The sequence below is a fragment of the Salmonella sp. 32100201201700099SM genome, assembly GCF_017572645.1.
In the GTDB taxonomy this organism is placed as follows: Bacteria; Pseudomonadota; Gammaproteobacteria; order Enterobacterales; family Enterobacteriaceae; genus Salmonella; species Salmonella enterica.
In genome coordinates this window covers 220,947-241,199 of record NZ_JAGERQ010000006.1, presented here as the reverse complement: position 1 = coordinate 241,199, position 20,253 = coordinate 220,947, and the positions used below count along the sequence as shown (strand labels likewise).

The window sequence follows — 20,253 nt, the reverse complement described above, 5'->3', positions numbered from 1 at the left end:
CCAACGAGATGCCGGGTCAAACTGGATACCAGCTCCGACCGCCAGACATCAGTAAAAACAGACTGTTTCTGATTTTACTGTTGTCCTGCAGTGAGCGTGCGCTGCCCTCACCGCATAGCGGGGATGACAAAAAAAAGGAAAGAAAGGGGCAAACCTCGCGCAGTCAGGCGACAGTGAAGACAATATAAAGGCGCTATGTTCATCCCGGCGAGCCCCATGCTGGCAGGAGAAATTTCGCGCAATCATGGCACCTTTCACCAGACGGCGCAAGGTAAAATCAGCGCTCTATACGTCACAGATAATCAAGCTATTAACAGCTTAATCGCGTGATAATAAGGCAATTTGAAAGACAAATAACAGGAGTCATTGTGGTAATTGGACCTTTTATTAACGCTGGCGCAATTTTATTCGGCGGCGTTATTGGCGCGCTGTTAAGTCAGCGTCTGCCAGAACGGATTCGCGTCTCAATGACGTCTATTTTTGGTCTGTGCTCTCTGGGTATTGGCATTCTGCTGGTGATGAAGTGCGCTAATCTTCCGGTGATGGTGCTGGCGACGCTGGTCGGCGCGCTTATCGGCGAGTTTTGTTTGCTGGAAAAAGGCATTAATGGCGCAGTCGCGAAAATCCAACAATTATTTATGGCATCGGGTAAGAAGCCGACACACGACTCTTTTATTCAAAGTTACGTCGCTATCATTGTACTTTTTTGCGCCAGCGGCACCGGTATTTTCGGCGCGATGCATGAAGGGATGACCGGCGATCCAAACATTTTGATCGCTAAATCTTTTCTGGATTTTTTCACTGCCATTATTTTCGCCTGTTCGCTTGGCATCGCCGTTTCGGCGATTTGCGCACCGATGTTGATTATCCAGTTAACGCTTGCCGCCTGCGCCACCCTCATTCTTCCACTGACTACGCCGGCAATGATGGGCGACTTTAGCGCCGTGGGCGGACTGCTGCTGGTGGCAACCGGCTTGCGTGTATGTGGAATCAAAATGTTTCCGGTAGTGAATATGCTCCCGGCGCTGTTGCTGGCGATGCCGATCTCCGCCGCATGGGCGATGTTTTTTGCCTGACTCTGCGTGCAATAACAACAAAGTGGTGATAGATTGTGCAGTCTACGTTGATTTGAAGAAATTTCGTTGACGAAGCGAGGCGATTACGGTTTAATGCGCCTCGTTGCCCGGATAGCTCAGTCGGTAGAGCAGGGGATTGAAAATCCCCGTGTCCTTGGTTCGATTCCGAGTCCGGGCACCACCTTTCCTTTTTTACACTTCCTTATAAATCCCCATGTGTTTTTAATTCAATGAGTTAGTGGAAAAACTCTTCCCAGCGAATTTCTATTTATCCGCCCAAATCAGGGGCTTTTGGTGGTCAACTCGGTGCTCAGTTCGGTTAGATAAAGGAGTGCCCTCAAATGGCATTAACCGACAAACAAGCACGTAGTGCAAAGCCTTCTGATAAACCCTATAAACTCGTTGATACACTCGGCCTGTATCTTCTGGTAAAACCCAACGATTTTCGTATCTGGTATTTCAAATATCGTTTTGAGGGAAAAGAGTCCGGGGTATCATTCGGTCCTTATCCCGAAACCTCATTCGCCCTTGTCCGCGAAAAACGCGATGCCACCCGGCGCGTACTAAAATCCGGCTTTACCTCTTCTCAGCAGCGCCGGGACGAAAAAAGGTTGTCAATGAATTAGAACGTTCCAGTACATCGCTAGATTGTGGCATACCGGCTGCCTGAAACTCTGGTCAGAAAGTCACTCCAATAAAATTCCTGTCTGCCTCCAACACTACGTTTTCCCTGATATCGGCGCAATGGGTATTTCGGCGACTTAAACCCTACATCTCGCACGACTGGTCAGAGACATTGATGATAAAGGTGTGCATGTTGTTGCCGGACGTATACGCCAGCATCTGACCAAAATTATGCGCCACGCCGTACAGCAGGGAACGATTAAATATAATCCGGCATTCGATCTGGATGGCGTTGTAACTCCTGTTATAACCCAGCATCACCCCGCCCTTCCCCTGAAACGCCTGCCTGAATTGCTGGGCTATATCGACACCTACAACAAGGCCGGATACCGGCTATCAACACTTTCCGGTATGCCGCACTGCCAGGACAACACCAAACGTGAGTTCACACATCTGGTTAGAGTTTCTCTGGCTTACCGCAAAATTGAGTGGGAACACGTTTCAACAGGCACTTCAGGTGCTGATGACTGGCGTGCGCCGCTGGAAGCATAAGAGTAAATCCACAGCATTCCGCCTTAATGGTGGGATGCTGTTTTTGTCCGGGAACGGAGACAAAAAGCCCGTGCCAGCAATGAGTTACGTCTGTTACGTTTCATATATGGGAGATGGTGGATGCCGGAAACTTTGGCGGTAGCGTGCCTGAAGCGGCTGTCCTCCCCATTGCCACTGCCACGAGCGTACCGTGGTTCCTTTTTCGCCAATAAATCCAGAATAAGGTTATGTCACAAAATGGCCTGCGTTTTACGCTGGATGTGGACGGATTAACGCCGGCGGCAACCACTGTCGTCAGCTTCACCCTCCAGAGGTATCAACAGTTCAACAGGTGCAAGCTGGAATAAGAATGAAAGACTAAAAACACCAGATGATGCATCCAATGATAGCATTAAATCAGGCCATGGTTCACAGGAGGAAATATTACCATCTTACCTTTACTTAATAAGATCATTTTTAATGAAAATAGGTTTATCAATAAAACAAAAAATATTCTTGACAGCGAAATTGCATCTTTTCTTGCATCTTCAAGTCAGGAAGGATTTGATTTAGTGGATGATAACAATAATTATCTTTTTGATCGCACAGTTAAAAAAATTAGGCGCATTAGCTGATAATGAAATGTTTGGTTTGGAACCTGCATACATTTTTGGCGGGGAAATAAAAAAGTTTTCTTTATTCAAAAAATTGAATTTTCTGATGGTAAGATTATCATTGATAATGAATCTGTGTCATGGTCACTAAAAAATTTAGTACACAAACAGAATACTCATGCTATATCCAAATTCATAGAAAAAAGAAAGAGAAACTTTATCTAATAACAAATTTTAAAAAAATCAGCAGTGCGTTGAGAAAACCAATACATACATTCCCAGATGGAATTATGCCATCAAATAGAAGAGAAAATAAATTAATTAATATCCTGAATTCGCATAAAAAAGATTCAGAGTTTAGATTTTTATTAAAAGAATTAATTAGTTATATTGGAGTTACAGTAAGTACAATGTTCCTATCACTTATTAACTCCTAATAAATAATTATTCTTATTTTCCAGGATAATCTCACAACTTATTATTTAGTAATGAAGCTATGGAGAAAAATGCCCACAGCCGCCCGACTCAACGATAAAGGCACCCAGTACGACGATTATTACGAGACCGTGAGTATAGCGGATTCCCCCACGGTATTTATTGACGGCCTGTCCGTTGCCAGAATGGGTGATGCGGTGGACTGTGGCGGGATGGTTAATATGACTCGAATGAAATCAGGTAAGGCATCAAAGGTTAGAAAAGTTGACAGAGTCGGAAAACAGGGGTTCGAGCTTCATCATATAGATGAAGTTGCAAATAGAGGCGATGTTTACAATGTAGACAATCCCCGTGTGAACACCATATTGACATACACAGGCGATTTATGAAATTAAAAGAAAATATTAGTGATTATACGGAAAGTGAGTTCATTGATTTCTTGAGAGTGATATTTTCTGAAAACGAGTCGGATACAGATGAAACATTAGATCCATTACTTGAGTATTTTGAGAAGATCACTGAATACCCAGGTGGAACAGATCTTATCTATTATCCTGAAACGGAAAGTGATGGAACACCTGAGGGTATTCTGAACATAATTAAAGAATGGAGAGAATCTCAAGGATTGCCTTGTTTTAAGAAAAGTAAATGAAAATCAGGTGTAGGGGAATGCCCAGAGTTACTGGCGCAGTTTAGTAAATCGAATCAAACTTTGATAAAAAGAGGTCGAGCGCCTTACTCCTTGATAAGGCAACAAGTCGGAGGTAGGTGGACTTATGAAATTCCCCACGTTGGAAAGATCCAGTATGGAGGAATGGTGTTTGATGTTGATAACCTTATGATAAACACTCCTAAAAATCATATACGATTGCATAAGTAAGGTTTGAGGTGAAAATGGAACTAAAAAATAACCTTGAAGATTATACAGAAGATGAGTTTATCGAGTTTTTAAATAATTTTTTTGAGCCTCCTGAAGAGTTGACTGGAGATGAATTATCGAAGTTTATTGATAATCTTCTACGCCATTTTAATAAAATTACTCAACACCCTGATGGCGGGGATTTGATATTTTATCCATCAGAGGAACGAGAAGATAGTCCTGAAGGAGTTATTGAAGAGCTAAAACGCTGGCGGAAGTCTCAGAGACTCCCCTGTTTTAAGGAAAATAAGTAGCGATCAGTGGTGAGGAGTTTGTCAACCGGAACCGGGATGATAATGCAGTGACCGTTAAAAGGCAAAAATATGTCAGTTAAGGGAGTAACTATCAAAGGCATAATTCTGAGTGTTTTTACACTGAACCGTAGTGCCAGAGGATATATTTATCTGACGCGAATCGTATGAAGTGATAGCTTTACGTACGGTTTGTGAGAGGCTGTAGGGAAAGATCCTACGGCCTACTCACTAAGAGTCTATTTTTGTACATTGTTTCATGTTCTGGAAACACGATAAAGTATGAGCCTGACGAACTCTCGCCCGCTAAAGTTCCACGCTGGAACCTGACGGCCAGGAGTCGGACATCTTTGCGGTGGCGAATTTACATCCGTTCAAAAAAATCTAATGTAAGAGATAGATGATATGGCTAAATATATATTCCTCTTTATCTGGATTGTGACATTTTCTGTCAGCGCTGGTGAGCGAGGATATTATTTATTCGTATGGGGTAACCCTGAAGGGAAGGAATATTTTAAAGAATATAGAGCTGATGAAAGGATATATGCGGTCAATAAATCCTGTTGGAATGAAAGAGCGGGGAACTCTATACGAATAGTATATGTTGATACTTATCCTCATGGAATAACCGATTCTTTAATTAATTCCTTTTTGGCTGGGAATAATAAATCCATAATAAATATTAGAGTATCATTGAGTAATTTTAGTGACGATCAAATACTTCATGGTTTTGATGGCATGTTAATAATAAATAAAAAAAATGAAGAGATCGAGATTTTTACTATTCCAGTAGTTGGTGCTAATTACTCATATAAAGATAAATTTTTAGTAAACGTCCATGATTTTGAATTATTTGATGGAAAGATCTGTAACGCTTTGATGCCTATAGATAGTTATTTTTCACCATAAGAAGGGTTGTTGAATAAATCAAATTACCCTGTACCGTCAAATGTACCTACCGTCGACACGGGTAACGGATCTACATCTTCTGGGAAGCAAAAGGCAACAACAAAAGATGCGGAACAATTGCCGACAGAGGGAATTAAAATCGTGGAGGGCCTATAGCTACGGGCTGAGATTATCTGTTCATGATATGTATGGCACACACGTTACCATAACATCATTGAATGTATCAAAAATGCCTACGCAGCAAACGGGCATTACAGGATGCAGGATCATTTTAGTCTTGACAGTAATGATATAACACATTGGCTTTATAGCCATTGGGATGTCTTTAAAATTTGGTTTGTACTTCAACATTATGAGAAAGAGGGGTATGAGTTTAAGCCATTTATACACAAAATCATTCTAGATGCATCGCGGCGGCAAGGGAAGAAATCCCCAGGAGCATAGATAACTCTGCGACCGGGGTTTCTGAGCGCAGCCAACAAAGAGGCAGCTTAAAGGATGAAGTGTATATTACAGAAATAAATACCACCGTAAAAATCTCAGGTGTCAGAGGATATTACTCCTGATTTGGTATGTATTGTCGGCAAGGTATTTGTTTGTATTGTTAACATAGCATAGTCCGATATTTTGCATAAGGAATGTGATTGTGTCATGGGTAATAACGAAAAAATTCATTTATATTGTGACAATCGCCATATTATTTTGTTCTGTTGTTATATACTTATGGTCAGGCAGACCAGTAGAAATCGTGGATGTCCATTATTATTCAGGTAAAGATATTAACATTCTTGCCAGGCATTTCCCCATTACGGACAGGGGAAAGCTGAATTGGTGGAGAGAAAATGAAAGAAAAATTCTGGAAAAATATAATCTCCCTAAAAATGATTTTTCGGTATATATATGGGATTTTGGTGACGGTTATCAAAAATTATCGCCCTATGATGCCGAGGATGAATTTTATTGTTTTCCTGATATAAAATCAGAATCAAAATGTATCAAAAAAGATATATATATGCCTGCTGAATCTGGTGGTAATTATTATCGGATGTTTTTATTTTCTGGTTCTGGTTATTTTTATCAACCGAAAAAAGATGATGATAAGCTTATCGAATCAAATAACTCCACCAAGCTCAACCAGGATAAAAGCCATGAAAAAAATCACTATCATTAGTTTGTTTCTTATCTTACCTTTGAAAGCAAATATTATTCCATCTATATCATTACCAGATAAATTAAGTGAGTCGAAATATTCTGTAAGAATGCTTCGCATTGATGCAAGGATTGACTATCGCGTGGAAACCCCTGAGTGTAAGAACGTAAAATTTAATGATTACTTTTTCTTAAATGAAAATATTAAAGATCTCAATGATAAAAACCATGTTTATGATCCTGAGTTTTATCCAATTACATTATGGAGTTGTTCATATAGCAGAGAGGTGTATGATGTTGGTGAGTATGGCTCACATATACAGCACATCGTTTTTGATAAAAATAAAAACATATGGGTGATAGATGATGATGCAACAAAAACAAATAATGAATTTAAACCATCATTTTTATATAATATAAGTTCAGTGAATGCACAGGGTTTCTTAATCATTGATGAGAATATTTCGGAGATGGATAAAACAATATACGAAGATGATAACATAAAAAAGAAATTTTATTTTTGTATGATTGATGGCTCACATGCTTTATGCGGCGCAGGCAGTTTAATCAGAAAAATAGATAATCAGTTGATTGATTTTACGCCATACATATTAAAGTCACTGGAAAGTATGGAGATTGGCGTTAATTAAAAAAGAATATCCGATATTAATATACTCTAAATAATTTGAGTTACAGGAATGCAGTAAATTTCCAGGAGTCTGGATGTTGGATACTGAGATGAGCGTATCATTAATGACGAGGTTACTCTGCGTTATTTAAGTGGTTCATGCCGCTTTAGTTCTGTCTTTGACACAGACGAGTGGCTTAAAACTCCAGGTGAGAGCAATTATCATTTTTCTGTTCCACTTGATAATATGTATCATTTTTATCAGGTCAGCATCGTTATAGTATACGTATAGTAGATTATTTAATCGTTGATAGAAATTAGCTTTCAAAACAAGAAATTTACTATCATGCGCTACGCCTGTTGACGTTTACGCCTAATAAGATATGCCAGAAAACAGATAATGGCAGGGTTATTCTTCAGCATAAAATTAACTGTCATAATAATGGTAATGGCGACACATAAAGAAAAACCATGAAATATAATGAAGGCACGTTTAAATATATGCTCAAAAAAATCATTGGCGCTCTCGCGTCAATTATTGGCGGGCTACTTGCTTTTTTATGTGTCTATTGGTTATTTCGTCTGGATACCTGGACAGAACGAGGGGTTTATATAGGCATCTCTATATTTTTGGCTCTTATTCTCATAAAAATACTATCATTTTTCAATGATGAATAGACGGCAGGAAAAACCGTGAGTGTCTCACACCGATTCTTGCTGGATGTCAAATTTCGAAAGCCTGCCCTGCTGATACCCTATCAAGAAGAAACTAACCCAACAATTATCAGACAGTAGCAGGAATCGAACCCACACCAGGCAAATCACGTAGATAATTCTGTAAGGGTTAGTTTTGTGGTGGTCTTGATAAACGGTAAAAAATAGCTTTAACAGTCCATTAGCCCAAAGGACTTCTCCGAGTCCGGGCTCCAACCATTCAGATGCGGACGCCCTATGGCGTCCGTTTTTATTTATAAAATCAACAGGTTACCCCGCCCTTCATGTTCACTACTGTTCATTAAAATATACTGGCAGCCACCGCTTTTTGTGGGTAAAAACGCCTGTTTTCTGCATAGCGCATGACGCTATTGAAACGTTATTTAGCAAATCCTGTCTGAGCCAGAAATTAAGTCTCTGTTAACCTGCGCTATTACAGAAAATCATAGAACAGTCGTCTCAAAAGAATATCGTCCTGAAGGACGAGAACTCACGGCATTTTCAGGAGATGAGTCAACCGCGACAGAAAAAAATCATATTAATAATTTTAAATTATTTTTTATAAAACCAGACAGAATTTAAATTAAAATCATTTATTTTCAATATGTTATAAAAAATACCGCAACACGCGTCACATTATTAACATGTGAATGATTGTGTTAACCGAATGTAAATTGTATGTTTCAACATACCACTATTTTACTGCGTCCCGACGCGCTCATCCGGATGGAAGGAGATAACATGTCAGCCTTATCAACTACTGGCCATAATGACGGGATCACTCTCCATTGCTTACAGAGCATTGCGCAACTCATTCCTCTGTCGTCGGCGGTTTTTTATCGTGTTAATGCTTATTTAAAGCCGGAAGCTTATGTTTTACATAACATTTCTAATAGCACACACCAACAATATCTGGAGCATTTTCAACCATTAGACCCGCTATCGCCTTCCCGGTTCGGCCAGCAGGTTATTACCGTAGCGACGATGACGCCCGGTATCTGTGCCCGTCATCGCCATTATTATCATGAATTTATGCTACCTAATCATGTGTGCGACATGATTGAGATCTTTATTCGTCGGGGCCATCGTATTATCGCGGGCATTTCATTAATGCGCGATATACCTTTTTCCAGCGAAGAGTGTTTGCGAGCCCAGGCAGTACAACCATTACTGGGACTGGCGATTCATGATTCTCTTCAGGAAGACAACAATCTGACGTCAATATTGACCGCCAAAGAGCGTGAAATTGTGGGAATGGTCTGCGAAGGGGCCAGCAACAAATTGATTGCCCGTCAGTTGAATATTTCTCTCTCAACAGTGAAAACGCATTTACGTAATATTTTTGCTAAAACAGAAGTGATAAATCGCACGGAACTGGTTTCCCGAACCAGAATGTCCTCGGTACAACATTCACTGAATATGTGAAAGCGTTCTTTTTAACCCGCGTCAATTGCGGGTCTTTTCCCCATGTATCATATATGCCTGAATTAATACCACTCTCTGATCTGATGCCTCAATAAAATGTCATATTATCTGGCGTCGGTATCCTGTTGCAGCCATTGATTCATGGCCTGATTGATCATATTTATCACACTAAGCAGAAGAACACGCTGGTGCCGCTCAAGCCGCAGATAACGGCGCAGCGGCGGCATTTTACAAACCACTTCGCTAGCAGCCCATAGCTCAATGCTGCAATACCATTCCTTATGATGTAAAACCAGCGTAAACCGACGATAATCCAGTTCACTCAGTGCCTGTTGTAAATTGGGGAAACAATTAAGATAGTTAATCAGCCCGGCGGTACTTTTGCTGCCAGTAAAAATGACGGGATAACGTTTCAGCCATCCGGGCTGATGAACGCGAATTTTGCCCTGCAAAGGATAATTGATTGTGCCTTTCACCCTGAATTCACAACTGTGAATACTGGCCATGAATAACCGTTTTTGCTGAACATGGCAGATAACCTGGGTAAATGCATTCAGATGCAGCACGGCGCTATGTTCGGTCAATTTTTCACAACGCCAGCCGCTCAAATCACGTAACACCATATTCATTAATGCGTTCTTAAACCAAGGGACGGAGGACATCTGGCGTCATCTCTTCATTGTTTCGCTTTTCATAATTGCCCATAGCCCGTTCCACGACCTCTTCTACCGGAAGCGGGAGGAAAGGATTAACCCGTTGCACACATAATGTCCAGAATAAGGCATAGGCGGCAGTCAATCCAAGCATAATACCGAATGGTATAAGTACATCCCGACTGTTCATTCCTGGAGGCGCGATATTAATAATGGCGATAATAATACCCACGCTCGAAATAATCTGAGGTAAGGGAAACCAGGGGGCCCGGTAAGCGCGTGGTAAATCGGGGCGCCGAATACGTAAGATAACGACCGATAACGTTACCAGCAGATAAGCTACTCCCCAGGCGCAGACCGCAGCGAGGATCAGCGGAACAATGTGGTCGATATCACCGTTCAGATACCAGGCATGTAAACAGGGAATCGCAACACCGAATGCGATGGCGATGACCGGTGTTTTAAAGCGGGGGTGCAACCAGGTCAGAAACCGCGGCAAAGCGCCGTCCAGCGCCATGCCGTATATAATACGCGGTACTGCCGCCATTAGCGTATTAATCGTCGCACATCCCGCTAACAACAACCCCACGCCCAGCCAGTATTGCCCGACATGTCCCATGACACGATTGGCAAAGGCGGGAATAGCCATCGGCGTATCCAGTAAAAAGATATGGTTTGCCGCATCGACCACCACATTATTTACCTGCCGGTTAATCGCAGCGCCATAGAGGAACATACAACCTGCCACCGCTAAAAGGCCAAGCGCCATTGCTCTGGGAATCGTACGATGCGCTTTTTTAATTTCCGGCGCCATTGGCGTGACCAGTTCACAACCGACGAACATAAACATCGCCATGCCTATATAACCAAACAGACCAGAAAGATTACTGACATCAAGCGGTGCGCCAAACCACCCGGAATGATGAGTGACCGGGGATAACAGGATCCCGCATAAACCGAAGATGGTCAGGGTAGCCCACATACCGAATGTAAGAAACACTTCCACCTTGCCAAATACTTCAACACCAATGGCATTCAGTAACCCGAAAACCACTACCATGCCGACACCAACCATCCAGGTATTGTGCTGCATGGCCACGTGTTCGCTAACAGACTCAAAGTTCACCAGCGCCATGACGCCAGCGAGAATCGTTTCTGCCGTGCCGGCAAAAATGTGTACGATCAGGTAAGCGCAAAGCGCACCGGTGATAGCGAAAAAACGCCCCATCCCGCAGGAGATATAGTCGTAGACGGAGCCAGTCGTGGGAATGAGCGTTGCCGCTTCGGCAAAGGTGGTAATCTGCGCTTGCATCATAATAAATGCCAGTAATACCGCAAGAGCAAAGGTATCTCCCCCTGAGCCAAAACCACTGGTCACGGTCAGGATCACCGGGCTTGCCATAATCAGCCCAACGGAGCTGGCAAGCGTCGTGGGGAAACCAATAACGCCACGTTCAAGATGGCTGGCAAGTCTGTTTTTAAACATGGTCAACCTCTTCACTATTATTACAACAATAAATTACCGCTCCGGAATAACGCTTATTTATGGCAGGCACCGTATCTAACAGGTATCGTCCTGAAGAGGGATAACGGTAAATAACGTTGTGACGCCGTCCCCGCATGCGCTAATAGCAAGTGGGGAGCGCGTTATTCTCCCCAGTGATGCCAACGCTACTGACGAACAATTAAAGGATTCAACCCTGTTTGTGGCTTTCGACGTTTGCCAGATAATGTTTTACAAAACGGGGCGTTAAAACTTTCCATGCCACTTCGGTTCCCTGTTCAACAAACCAACTATCGCCTGGTGAAAAACGTATCGGTTCCTGACCCGCAACAGTGAGTTCCACTTCCCCTTCCAGCACGGTTGCGTGCTCGGTAAAGGGATAAATCATCGTGAAACCGCCGCGGGTCGATGAAAACAGTCCACAGGTAAATACATCCTCAGGTTTACCGTAAATCATCGCAACGGCGACCTGGGGATCGCCTTCTGTTGGCAACGCCCCTAACAGGCTGACACTCCCGACTGGCTGTAATTCAGGAACAGGTTGATTGAGTTTAAAAGCGTGCATTAATGTTCTCCTGGTTAATTCCGGCCTTTCCAGAAACCGGCTGTTTGATGTATCAGTTTTCCCGCACTGACCAGCAATAGACGTAAACTGTCGCGACCATAAATTGTCGCGTGGGGAATGCTACTCATCAGACGATACCGCTCGGAACCGCCATTTATTCCTTCGGCCAGGATTTTGCATACAATATGGGAAGGCGTGACGCCAAATCCGGAATAACCCTGAACATAAAAAACATTATTGTGTTCACGAAGCGTGCCAATCTGCGGAAACAGATTCGCGCTACAGGCCATCGGCCCGCCCCAGGCAAAATCGATTTTAACGTCTTTCAAATAAGGGAAGACCTCCGCCAACAGAGTGCGGTTCCAGGCAGCAAAATCGTGCGGGGTATATTCAAGAAACCTTGTGGCGCTGCCAAACAGCAGACGGTTTTCTTTTGTGAGACGGTAGTAATTTATCACCGGGCGGATATCGCTAAAAGCCCCGCGCAAGGGACTGATCCGCTCAACAAGCTCGCTGGAGAGAGGTTCTGTAGAGACCTGATAAGAATAAGTAACCAGCGTTTTCTTATAAATTTCTGGTTCCAGATTATTGAGAAAACTATCACAGGCCCACAGCAATTTGGCTGCTTTTACGCTGCCCATCGCAGTACGTACCCGCACAGTTTTACCGTAACTGACCTCAACCACAGGTGAATATTCGAATATCTTCACCCCCAGCGAATTCGCAGCCTGAGCGGAGCCCAGCAATAAATTCAGCGAGTGGACATGCCCTCCCCCCATATGCTTGAGAACACCGCAGTAGACGTCGGAACCGATAACCTGCTGCACGTCTTTACCGGTATAGAGTTCAATATCGTCTTCCGGCGTAGCGGCTTTGAATTCTTTTTCCCATTGTTGCAGCGTTTTTAACTGCCGCTGGTTGTAGGCCAGATAACCATATCCGGGGACAAAATCAGCATCAATATGGTATTTACGAATTCGCTCCCGAATAATACCCGCGCCGAGGTTCGAGATTTTAAACAGCGTCTCCATTCCCGCTGCGCCTACATATTTTTTAACGGCTTCGATGTCGTGACCTATACCGGCCATTACCTGACCGCCGTTTCGTCCGGTGCCGCCATACCCAAGATGACGGGCTTCCAGAACGACAACATTAGTGATCCCCTGCTCCGCCAGTTCCAGCGCGGTATTGATGCCTGAAAAGCCACCGCCAATGATCACCACATCGGCATCAATATCCTCTTGCAGAGCAGGAAAATGCAACGGGTATTTTTTCGTCGCGCCGTAGTAATTCAACGCATCGATTTTTGTATTCATCGCGTTACCTTGTCATCACGCTTGACTAAGACCGCTATCACAGCACGGTAACGTTTTACAAAATATCGTCCGGAAGAATGACGTTCTTTGGAACGATATTCAGTTCCAGGCAAGTATGTTGGGATGGAAAAACGTACATTCCTGACCTACAGGCACTTCTGATGAGCGATGTGACATTACTTGCCGAAGTAACGACTTTTTTACGCCAACGACACGGACAATTTATTGCAGGTGAACGTCAGGCCGGAAACGGCACGAACTTTTCGGTCACTAACCCAGCCACCGGCAAAATCATCGCCGACGTTGTGTCGGCAACCCCTACGCAGGCAGAAGAGGCCATGCAGAGCGCCAGACGGGCGTTTGATGTCTGGCGTAAAATGCCAACGTTACAACGCGGCGCATTACTGCTGAAACTGGCTGATACTCTTGCCGCTCATCGTGAAGAGTTGGCTCAACTGGAAAGCGTCTGTTCAGGTAAAACGATTCTGCTGTCGCGCGGTCTTGAACTCGATCAGTCAGTGGCCTTCCTGCGTTACTTTGCCGGTTGGGCAGGAAAAATAACCGGTGAAACGCTGAATGTCTCCCTGCCATCAATGGGAGAAGAGAGATACACAGCGTTTACCCAACGCCAACCCATTGGTGTGGTCGTCGGTATTGTGCCGTGGAATTTCTCAATTATGATTGTTATCTGGAAACTGGCCGCAGCGCTGGTATGTGGCTGCACCATCGTCATTAAACCAAGTGAATATACCCCGCTGACACTGCTGCGAGTTGCTGAACTGGCTAAAGAGGCAGGTTTCCCTGATGGCGTAATTAACGTGGTAAACGGTGCTGGCGGTGAGATAGCGCAACAGCTGATCGCGCATCCAGATTGCGCCAAAGTGAGTTTCACCGGGTCAGTCGCGACAGGTGAGAAAGTCCGGCGTTCGGCAACATCGTCAGGAAAACGCGTTACCCTCGAACCGGGAGGTAAAAATGCGGCGCTGTTTCTCAATGATCTCACGGAACAAGCCATGGTCAACGGTATTCTTGAAGCCGGTTATCTGAATCAAGGGCAAATTTGTGCTGCCGCAGAGCGTTTTTATCTGCCCCAGGAAAAACTGGATACGGTCATGACGCTCCTCAGGCAACGGTTATCGGAGATCGTGCCCGGCTCGCCTTTAGATGAAAAAACAGTGATGGGCCCGCTGGCGAATCAGGTTCAGCTTGAAAAAGTGCTGCGTCTGATTCAACGCGCACGGGAAGAAGGGGATACCATTGTTTACGGCGGTGAAACTTTACCCGGCGAAGGGTACTTTTTACAGCCGACAGCGGTAAAAGTGCGTAGTAAAAACAGTACGCTGATACACGAGGAGACCTTTGGCCCTGTCTGTAGCTTTATCGGTTATCAGAATGAAAAAGAGGCGCTTTCGCATATCAACGATTCGCCATTCGGCCTTGCTGCAAGTGTGTGGTCGGAAAATATGTCTAAGGCATTACACTACGCTGAAGATATTGATGCTGGCATGGTGTGGGTCAATATGCATACCTTCCTCGATCCCGCGGTACCCTTTGGAGGGATGAAAGGATCGGGCATTGGTCGTGAATTTGGCAGCGCGTTTATTGATGACTATACCGAACTTAAATCGGTCATGGTCCGTTATTAACCATCCTGAAAATGATGCAGGCAGATCAACCATACCGAAAGGTGGATTGTCTGCCTGATTATCAGGTTCGCTCGCTGCGTTTTTTTGCTTTTGGGATAATGTTAAACGCCCGGCCCGGCGTTCCTTCCTGCATTACTAGCGCCATCTACCGTTAGAGTAGGCTATCTCCAGCCTTAACGGTTCAGGCTCATCCTGTAACATTGCTTCCAAAGACAACGCCAGCGTCTGATGATGGGCATCTTTTACACTGACTTCCAGCATGTTGATGCTCGGTTCATAACGTAAAATAGCAGCGCGAAGCTCACGGCAAAACCAGTTGAGAACCCGTTTGTCACCCACATTCACCTCGTGCCATTCCGGCATACCCCGAGTGAGCAGCGGCGGTAATGTCTCGCCACCTGGCACGACGCAAGAGTTGAATAAACACATTAACTTGCGTCGTACCAATTCATGTGGGCTTATCCCCTCAACCAAGAGCCTGTCGAATAGCGCGACCGGAATGGTTGGCGTCATCATCATTTCCCTATCTGGTCCATCGCCAGATCCCATACTGACGTTCTGGACTCCTGTTGAGCGCCGTCTGATTTCTCGGCAGTGATTTGCCATTCGATTTTCGTGAAGTTCAGCGACATCGTTTCCACCGGCTTACCGCCGGCGCCGCCGCTAACACTGAGTTGTGATATCAGCACGTTTGTCAGGGTATAAACGATAAGCGACCGCATTTTGCCGCCGTCATTGCGGCACAACGTCAGCACCGCGGTTCTAATTAGCCTCCCGCTACAGCAGTACTCATTGAGCACAGGCGTGGCGAGGTCGACAAATTTGGTGAGCGACATTTCACCAACATGCGCACGCCCGGAAGTCCGCTCGGTGAGGCTAACATCGTTATTTACCTGCATTGCCACATTGTGGCTATAAGACATGATCTCTATCTGATCTTCAAAGCCTTCAACCTGGCTTTCGCCTTTGATATTGTCGAGCTTTAAAAAAATCGCATCCATGATTTATCTCCTTGTTGATCAGGTGGCAGTTCAGCAGCCAGACGAATACCGGCGGCCAACGCTTGTGACTCTTATTAAAAGCGCAACTACCAAAAAACACAGCGTGAAAAGCGCCAGGTTTACAGGGATTTTGCCAACGTTTACCCACGTCTGATGAACGTTATTCCGCTGGTTGCAATGCAATAGAGGGTTTTGACCCGCTGTGGCCAAATACAATTGAGGTTATACTGAACGCTCTCTGCCATATTCAATCCCTTTTATCGCAAAGTATCCCTGGTGCCGGTATTACAGCGTCGTTATTCAAAAATTGGCATTTCAGAATAATAATCAGCTATATATAAAAAACACATCAAAAAGCAAATATCAACTTAATTTTTACTTATTTAATAAAAAAATCCAAATTGATTTACATCAATTAACACACATAAAACATTAAAAATCAAAGCGTTAAATAAAAATTAATCACTATGGAAATTTTATTTTTCTTAATACTCACATTACAAATGTTATTTGATTATTTTCCTGTGAACACTAAAAAATGATTTAAATCAAAAAACAAACCATTCTCGTTGATTAACGTTTTGACTGAAATAAAAAAGATTTTATACGTCCCGGGATAGTCTCCCTTTCTGATGGACAATATGCATTAACGAGCGGGCAAACAGGTAACTTCTGCCCGGGTAATCCGTTACCCGACTGATATTAACATTGTCATGAGGTGATATCATTTGCCTGGCCAGCCATAATCATCCGGAACCGGCGCTACGCCACGAACATCAGGACGGAGCATTTTTTGTCGATCCTCTTCGTCATCCACCCAGACACTGGCTATCTCTTCACAGGTTGCAAACCATACGCCATCATGCCCTTTAATATGTTCAATCAAACGTGACAACATCATCATATGATGCCCATGACCGATTATCTGCGGATGAAGAGCCATCGCATATAAACCGTTTTCCTGATGGTGATAAGCATAGGTAAAAATATCCTTCCAGCGTCGCAGAACACCGTCAGTATCGCTCATCCCCTCCTGGTTGCCGGTATACGCCAGTGCGGGAAAATCATCCAGATACCAGCTAACAGGAATTTCCAGAATCGCGCTGGCCGGGCCTGCAATATTTCCCGTCTCCCAATTCACCTGCCAACGTTGAGGATGGTAAGGCACAAGATCTCTCGCCATCAGGCTACTGTCATAGAGAAAACCGGCTTCCTCCAGAAGATCCAGCGTATTCTCGCTATAATCCCAATAGGGAGAACGGTATCCCACAGGGCGTATGCCGAAATGTCTTTTATAACAGGCGAACGCCAGATCCATAAGTCGGCGTTCTGTATCACGATTCACCAGCGTCGGATTTTCATGATAGTAGCCATGGTGAGCGATTTCATGCCCGGCATCAAAAATTACTTTACTGATTTCCGGGAAGGTGTCTACAGTGTGTCCGGGAATAAAAAAGGTAGTTTTGATATTATTTTCTTTGAACAATTTCAGAAGCCTTGGTACGCCAACTTGCGCCCCAAACTCTCCTCGTGACATAAAGGATGGCGACGGCCGATTAAATCCGCCCAGCCATAAAGACTGAGCATCTACATCAACACCAAGATTGACCGCAATCCTTTTACCCTCAGGTAATTTTAAATATCCCATAACGACCTCCAGTTAATACATAGAAGGGACACATTCTTTTATTTAATGTGTGATGGCCAGATATTATATATGCCTGCTTTTCTGCGTCTGTCCTTGAACGTTGTTGCTGCCCCCCCAAGTCTATTTTCATATAGAACATCGAGGTTAATTTCTCCTGAAATGACATCCTCTTGATTGACGTGCGCCTCTGCGATAATACCTTGTGGATTTTTCCACACGACATCACAGGGGCTTAAAATTGAACTTCGGGCCCAGCAGCCAGGCAGTGGCCCGCCCGGGTTTCCTCCCAGGCAACAGTGAACAAGATAAATTTGATTTTCAATACAACGTGCGTGGCAACAATGCCTGACTCGCCAAAATCCCTGTTCAGTAAACGTAGCGGAAGGCGTTAAAATTAACTCCACACCCTGTTCCGCCAGCGTCGCGGCACACTCCGGTATTTCTGCTTCATAACAAATATTAAAACCCACCTTTGCAAATGGCAGTTGAAAAACAGCCATTTTATCGCCTTCCTGAGTATACCAACCCCGTTCAGCCGGGAAGATATGCGTCTTACTATGAGCATAATGTTCGCCGTCGGGTCCCCATATATGCGCAACATTCTCATAGCGATCTGCTCCGGTCTGCTCCAGATGAGAGCCAGCAATAATGAACTGTCCTCTTTCTTTCGCTTCCTGTTGAAAAAGCTGCTTATAGGCATCCGTGAACTGATCAATTAAAGTAAGGTGTGAAATGGGTCTTTCTTGCCATTTTTTCAATAATGTAAATAACTCAATGGTAAATAGCTCCGGGAAGATAACGACATCAGCACCCTGACTTTTATTAAGAAGTATCCTTACCTTTGTTATGAAATCTTCAAAAGTGTTTATTTCAGTAACAATATACTGACAGGCTGAAACAGTAAAATTACGTGACATCGTGATATCCCCGGCATGAAATTTAAACTTAAATTAACGTATAGCGCATGGAGAATATTAGGGAGTGGACATTACGACATCAGGTTATTTTTTGTGAAGCTGCGCAAAATATATGGAGAAAAGAGTAGAAGCATTGAACCTTTATTTACATAAAGGGGACTTTATCGATGATCGCAGCGAGACAGAGAGTCGATAAAAATCCAGGCGAAAAACAATAACCCTTACCACAATATTATTTTCAGCATCTGAAAATAATCAGGCAAACTAAATGATAACGCGCTGGTATAAAACCAACGCGTATTTTTACCGATAAGGGTAATGAAGACGGCCACCCGAAGGTGGCCGTTAGAACCCGGTAGCGCTTCGCTTATCAGGCCAGTGAAACCGAGACAGCTTTAGCGGTGAGACGCCAGCGGCTGCTCCGTCATTGGCGGGTGGTGCTTTTCTGGATCTTTAATCAGTACCCACAGGATGATGGCGCCGATAATATCGAACAGACTGAGTGCAATGAAGAACGGGCCGTAACCGATAATAGCGACCAATGCCCCCATAAACAGGTTGAAGCTTAACTGTCCCATCCACGCCGCAGATCCTGCCAGACCGGCAACCGTCGCGACCTCATTTTTCTTGAACAGGTCAGCGCTCATGGTAATCACGACGGTAGACAGCGTCTGGTGCGCAAAACCGCCAATACTCATCAATGCAATGGCGACATACGGGTTAGTCGTAATGCTGACAAAACCGATCGAAATCATCAAAACAGCGCCGATGGTAAAGCTACAACGACGCGCATTGATCGTGGTCATGTGCATCTTTTCCATGAAGAACTTCGCCAGGAAACCGCCTGCAACGCAGCCAAAGTCCGCCGCCAGGAACGGCAGCCAGGCAAACATGGCGATCTCTTTTAACGGCAGATGCATCACGTTAATCAGATACAGCGGCATCCAGAAACTCAGCGTTCCCCATGCCGGGTCAGCCAGAAAACGGGTAATCGCCAACGCCCAGAAATTACGCTTTTTAACGATCTCTTTAACGGCCGGTTTTTTGTTATCGTCCTGGAGATAGCTTTCCTGGCCGTCTTCGATATAACGCAGCTCTTTGTGGGTGATCCACGGGTGTTTATTTGGCGAGTTATAAATCAGGAACCAGGTGATGGCGAACAGCACGCCGATCCCACCGGTAATCACAAACGCCATTTCAGTACCGATGCCGCTATCAGCAAAGGTCAGCATCGCCCAGACCACCAGCGGCGGCGCCAGCATCGCGCCAATCGAAGTACCGATATTAAACAGTCCCCCCGCAATACCGCGTTCTTTCGTCGGGAACCATTCGGCGCTGGCTTTAATCCCGGCCGGAATCGCTGACGCTTCGGTTAGCCCCATCAGACCACGCAGAAATGCCAGGCTTATCCAGCCGCCGGCCAGCGCGTGCGCCATGTTGATCAGCGACCACAACAAGGCAAAGATAAAGAAGCCGATTTTCAGTCCGATGACATCCATCAAATAGCCGGTGATCGGCTGCGCAATGGTGTAACAAAGCTGGAAGGCGCTCACCACCCAGGAATATTGTTGCTCATCAAAATGGAGTTCTTTCATCATCGCTGGCGCCGCAACGCTAAGCGAGCTACGGGACAGGTAGTTTACGATGGTCCCTACGCAGACCAGGCCGATAATCCACCATCTTAATTTTGTCATCTTCATGATAAAGCCTCGTTAAAAAACATTAGCT

The 20,253-nt window shown here is 44.5% G+C and carries 19 protein-coding genes, 1 tRNA gene and 3 pseudogenes; 14 read left to right on the top strand and 9 right to left on the bottom strand.

The genetic code is table 11. The annotated features are described in order from the left end of the window. The first annotated feature begins 368 nt into the window (after positions 1–368). The 13 genes and pseudogenes from J4685_RS12210 (at position 369) to J4685_RS12155 (ending at position 9,275) form a co-directional block, all read left to right on the top strand. Positions 369–1,076 (top strand): DUF554 domain-containing protein, encoded by a 708-nt coding sequence (locus J4685_RS12210; protein WP_000234466.1) that lies wholly within the window; start codon positions 369–371, stop codon positions 1,074–1,076. 105 nt (positions 1,077–1,181) lie between these two features. After that, positions 1,182–1,257: transfer RNA gene (locus J4685_RS12205), tRNA-Phe, on the top strand. Between the two features lie 160 nt (positions 1,258–1,417). Beyond that, positions 1,418–2,075 (top strand): annotated as a pseudogene (locus J4685_RS22760) (tyrosine-type recombinase/integrase); the annotation flags it as partial. A 36-nt stretch (positions 2,076–2,111) separates the two neighbouring features. After that, positions 2,112–2,252 (top strand): annotated as a pseudogene (locus tag J4685_RS12195) (type VI secretion system tube protein Hcp); the annotation flags it as partial. A gap of 1,099 nt (positions 2,253–3,351) precedes the next feature. Further along, on the top strand, positions 3,352–3,669 hold the full coding sequence (locus tag J4685_RS12190; protein WP_001141622.1) for a PAAR domain-containing protein: 318 nt from the start codon (positions 3,352–3,354) through the stop codon (positions 3,667–3,669). After that, the gene (locus tag J4685_RS12185) at positions 3,666–3,932 is read left to right on the top strand and encodes a bacteriocin immunity protein (RefSeq protein WP_000768134.1); all 267 of its coding nucleotides are present in this window, start codon (positions 3,666–3,668) and stop codon (positions 3,930–3,932) included. The genes J4685_RS12190 and J4685_RS12185 overlap by 4 nt, the downstream gene beginning before the upstream one ends. 21 nt (positions 3,933–3,953) lie before the next feature. After that, positions 3,954–4,160 (top strand): annotated as a pseudogene (locus tag J4685_RS22755) (type VI secretion system tube protein Hcp); the annotation flags it as partial. Positions 4,161–4,174: 14 nt separating this feature from the next. Then, positions 4,175–4,453 carry a bacteriocin immunity protein gene (locus J4685_RS12180; protein WP_000421096.1) on the top strand — a complete coding sequence of 93 codons (279 nt, stop codon included), beginning with the start codon at positions 4,175–4,177 and terminating at the stop codon, positions 4,451–4,453. A 402-nt stretch (positions 4,454–4,855) separates the two neighbouring features. After that, positions 4,856–5,359 carry a hypothetical protein gene (locus J4685_RS12175; RefSeq protein WP_001151810.1) on the top strand — a complete coding sequence of 168 codons (504 nt, stop codon included), beginning with the start codon at positions 4,856–4,858 and terminating at the stop codon, positions 5,357–5,359. A 210-nt stretch (positions 5,360–5,569) separates the two neighbouring features. Then, positions 5,570–5,803, top strand: a complete 234-nt coding sequence (locus tag J4685_RS12170) for a DUF3289 family protein (RefSeq protein ID WP_371045375.1) — start codon at positions 5,570–5,572, stop codon at positions 5,801–5,803. 202 nt (positions 5,804–6,005) lie between these two features. Next, on the top strand, positions 6,006–6,530 hold the full coding sequence (locus tag J4685_RS12165; RefSeq protein WP_023211741.1) for a DUF943 family protein: 525 nt from the start codon (positions 6,006–6,008) through the stop codon (positions 6,528–6,530). Next, on the top strand, positions 6,508–7,158 hold the full coding sequence (locus tag J4685_RS12160; RefSeq protein ID WP_000724401.1) for a hypothetical protein: 651 nt from the start codon (positions 6,508–6,510) through the stop codon (positions 7,156–7,158). Before J4685_RS12165 ends, J4685_RS12160 begins: the two co-directional genes overlap by 23 nt. Positions 7,159–8,591: 1,433 nt before the next feature. Next, positions 8,592–9,275: a LuxR family transcriptional regulator gene (locus tag J4685_RS12155; RefSeq protein ID WP_001275353.1), complete on the top strand. Its 684-nt coding sequence runs from the start codon at positions 8,592–8,594 to the stop codon at positions 9,273–9,275. A gap of 104 nt (positions 9,276–9,379) precedes the next feature. Here the strand turns inward: J4685_RS12155 and J4685_RS12150 are convergent, their stop codons facing one another. The 4 genes from J4685_RS12150 to J4685_RS12135 all read right to left on the bottom strand — a co-directional run bounded on the left by J4685_RS12150 (position 9,380) and on the right by J4685_RS12135 (position 13,313). Then, complete coding sequence (locus tag J4685_RS12150) at positions 9,380–9,937, bottom strand: DUF3156 family protein (protein ID WP_000100101.1); 558 nt, start codon at positions 9,935–9,937, stop codon at positions 9,380–9,382. Further along, positions 9,915–11,414, bottom strand: coding sequence for an APC family permease (locus J4685_RS12145; RefSeq protein WP_000475955.1), 1,500 nt, complete (start codon positions 11,412–11,414; stop codon positions 9,915–9,917). Before J4685_RS12145 ends, J4685_RS12150 begins: the two co-directional genes overlap by 23 nt. A gap of 208 nt (positions 11,415–11,622) precedes the next feature. Then, a complete protein-coding gene (locus J4685_RS12140; RefSeq protein WP_000542984.1) occupies positions 11,623–11,997 on the bottom strand; it encodes a cupin domain-containing protein in 375 nt (124 codons plus the stop codon). Between the two features lie 14 nt (positions 11,998–12,011). Beyond that, positions 12,012–13,313, bottom strand: coding sequence for an NAD(P)/FAD-dependent oxidoreductase (locus J4685_RS12135; protein WP_001092823.1), 1,302 nt, complete (start codon positions 13,311–13,313; stop codon positions 12,012–12,014). Positions 13,314–13,474: 161 nt separating this feature from the next. Between J4685_RS12135 and J4685_RS12130 the strand changes: the two genes are divergently transcribed. Then, positions 13,475–14,959, top strand: a complete 1,485-nt coding sequence (locus tag J4685_RS12130; protein ID WP_001286409.1) for an aldehyde dehydrogenase family protein — start codon at positions 13,475–13,477, stop codon at positions 14,957–14,959. A 135-nt stretch (positions 14,960–15,094) separates the two neighbouring features. Here J4685_RS12130 and iraD read toward each other — a convergent pair whose 3' ends face one another. The 5 genes from iraD to J4685_RS12105 all read right to left on the bottom strand — a co-directional run bounded on the left by iraD (position 15,095) and on the right by J4685_RS12105 (position 20,225). Further along, a complete protein-coding gene (iraD, locus tag J4685_RS12125; protein ID WP_016504930.1) occupies positions 15,095–15,475 on the bottom strand; it encodes an anti-adapter protein IraD in 381 nt (126 codons plus the stop codon). Next, a complete protein-coding gene (locus J4685_RS12120; RefSeq protein ID WP_000338759.1) occupies positions 15,475–15,960 on the bottom strand; it encodes an Hcp family type VI secretion system effector in 486 nt (161 codons plus the stop codon). Before J4685_RS12120 ends, iraD begins: the two co-directional genes overlap by 1 nt. Positions 15,961–16,684: 724 nt before the next feature. Then, the gene (locus J4685_RS12115; protein WP_000540894.1) at positions 16,685–17,608 is read right to left on the bottom strand and encodes a polysaccharide deacetylase family protein; all 924 of its coding nucleotides are present in this window, start codon (positions 17,606–17,608) and stop codon (positions 16,685–16,687) included. A 38-nt stretch (positions 17,609–17,646) separates the two neighbouring features. Continuing rightward, a complete protein-coding gene (locus tag J4685_RS12110) occupies positions 17,647–18,525 on the bottom strand; it encodes a carbon-nitrogen hydrolase family protein (protein ID WP_000089255.1) in 879 nt (292 codons plus the stop codon). 395 nt (positions 18,526–18,920) lie between these two features. Continuing rightward, entirely contained in the window at positions 18,921–20,225 is a 1,305-nt protein-coding gene (locus J4685_RS12105) for an MFS transporter (protein ID WP_000784371.1), read from the bottom strand. Positions 20,226–20,253 lie beyond the last annotated feature (28 nt).

Bases quoted from the DNA above. Each gene is read 5' to 3' on its own strand.
- J4685_RS12150 (WP_000100101.1), bottom strand. From the start codon at position 9,937: ATGTCCTCCGTCCCTTGGTTTAAGAACGCATTAATGAATATGGTGTTA.
- J4685_RS12130 (WP_001286409.1), top strand. From the start codon at position 13,475: ATGAGCGATGTGACATTACTTGCCGAAGTAACGACTTTTTTACGCCAA.
- iraD (WP_016504930.1), bottom strand. From the start codon at position 15,475: ATGATGACGCCAACCATTCCGGTCGCGCTATTCGACAGGCTCTTGGTT.
- J4685_RS12110 (WP_000089255.1), bottom strand. From the start codon at position 18,525: ATGTCACGTAATTTTACTGTTTCAGCCTGTCAGTATATTGTTACTGAA.
- J4685_RS12145 (WP_000475955.1), bottom strand. From the start codon at position 11,414: ATGTTTAAAAACAGACTTGCCAGCCATCTTGAACGTGGCGTTATTGGT.
- J4685_RS12115 (WP_000540894.1), bottom strand. From the start codon at position 17,608: ATGGGATATTTAAAATTACCTGAGGGTAAAAGGATTGCGGTCAATCTT.
- J4685_RS12120 (WP_000338759.1), bottom strand. From the start codon at position 15,960: ATGGATGCGATTTTTTTAAAGCTCGACAATATCAAAGGCGAAAGCCAG.
- J4685_RS12140 (WP_000542984.1), bottom strand. From the start codon at position 11,997: ATGCACGCTTTTAAACTCAATCAACCTGTTCCTGAATTACAGCCAGTC.
- J4685_RS12180 (WP_000421096.1), top strand. From the start codon at position 4,175: ATGGAACTAAAAAATAACCTTGAAGATTATACAGAAGATGAGTTTATC.
- J4685_RS12175 (WP_001151810.1), top strand. From the start codon at position 4,856: ATGGCTAAATATATATTCCTCTTTATCTGGATTGTGACATTTTCTGTC.
- J4685_RS12190 (WP_001141622.1), top strand. From the start codon at position 3,352: ATGCCCACAGCCGCCCGACTCAACGATAAAGGCACCCAGTACGACGAT.
- J4685_RS12160 (WP_000724401.1), top strand. From the start codon at position 6,508: ATGAAAAAAATCACTATCATTAGTTTGTTTCTTATCTTACCTTTGAAA.
- J4685_RS12135 (WP_001092823.1), bottom strand. From the start codon at position 13,313: ATGAATACAAAAATCGATGCGTTGAATTACTACGGCGCGACGAAAAAA.
- J4685_RS12155 (WP_001275353.1), top strand. From the start codon at position 8,592: ATGTCAGCCTTATCAACTACTGGCCATAATGACGGGATCACTCTCCAT.
- J4685_RS12185 (WP_000768134.1), top strand. From the start codon at position 3,666: ATGAAATTAAAAGAAAATATTAGTGATTATACGGAAAGTGAGTTCATT.
- J4685_RS12105 (WP_000784371.1), bottom strand. From the start codon at position 20,225: ATGAAGATGACAAAATTAAGATGGTGGATTATCGGCCTGGTCTGCGTA.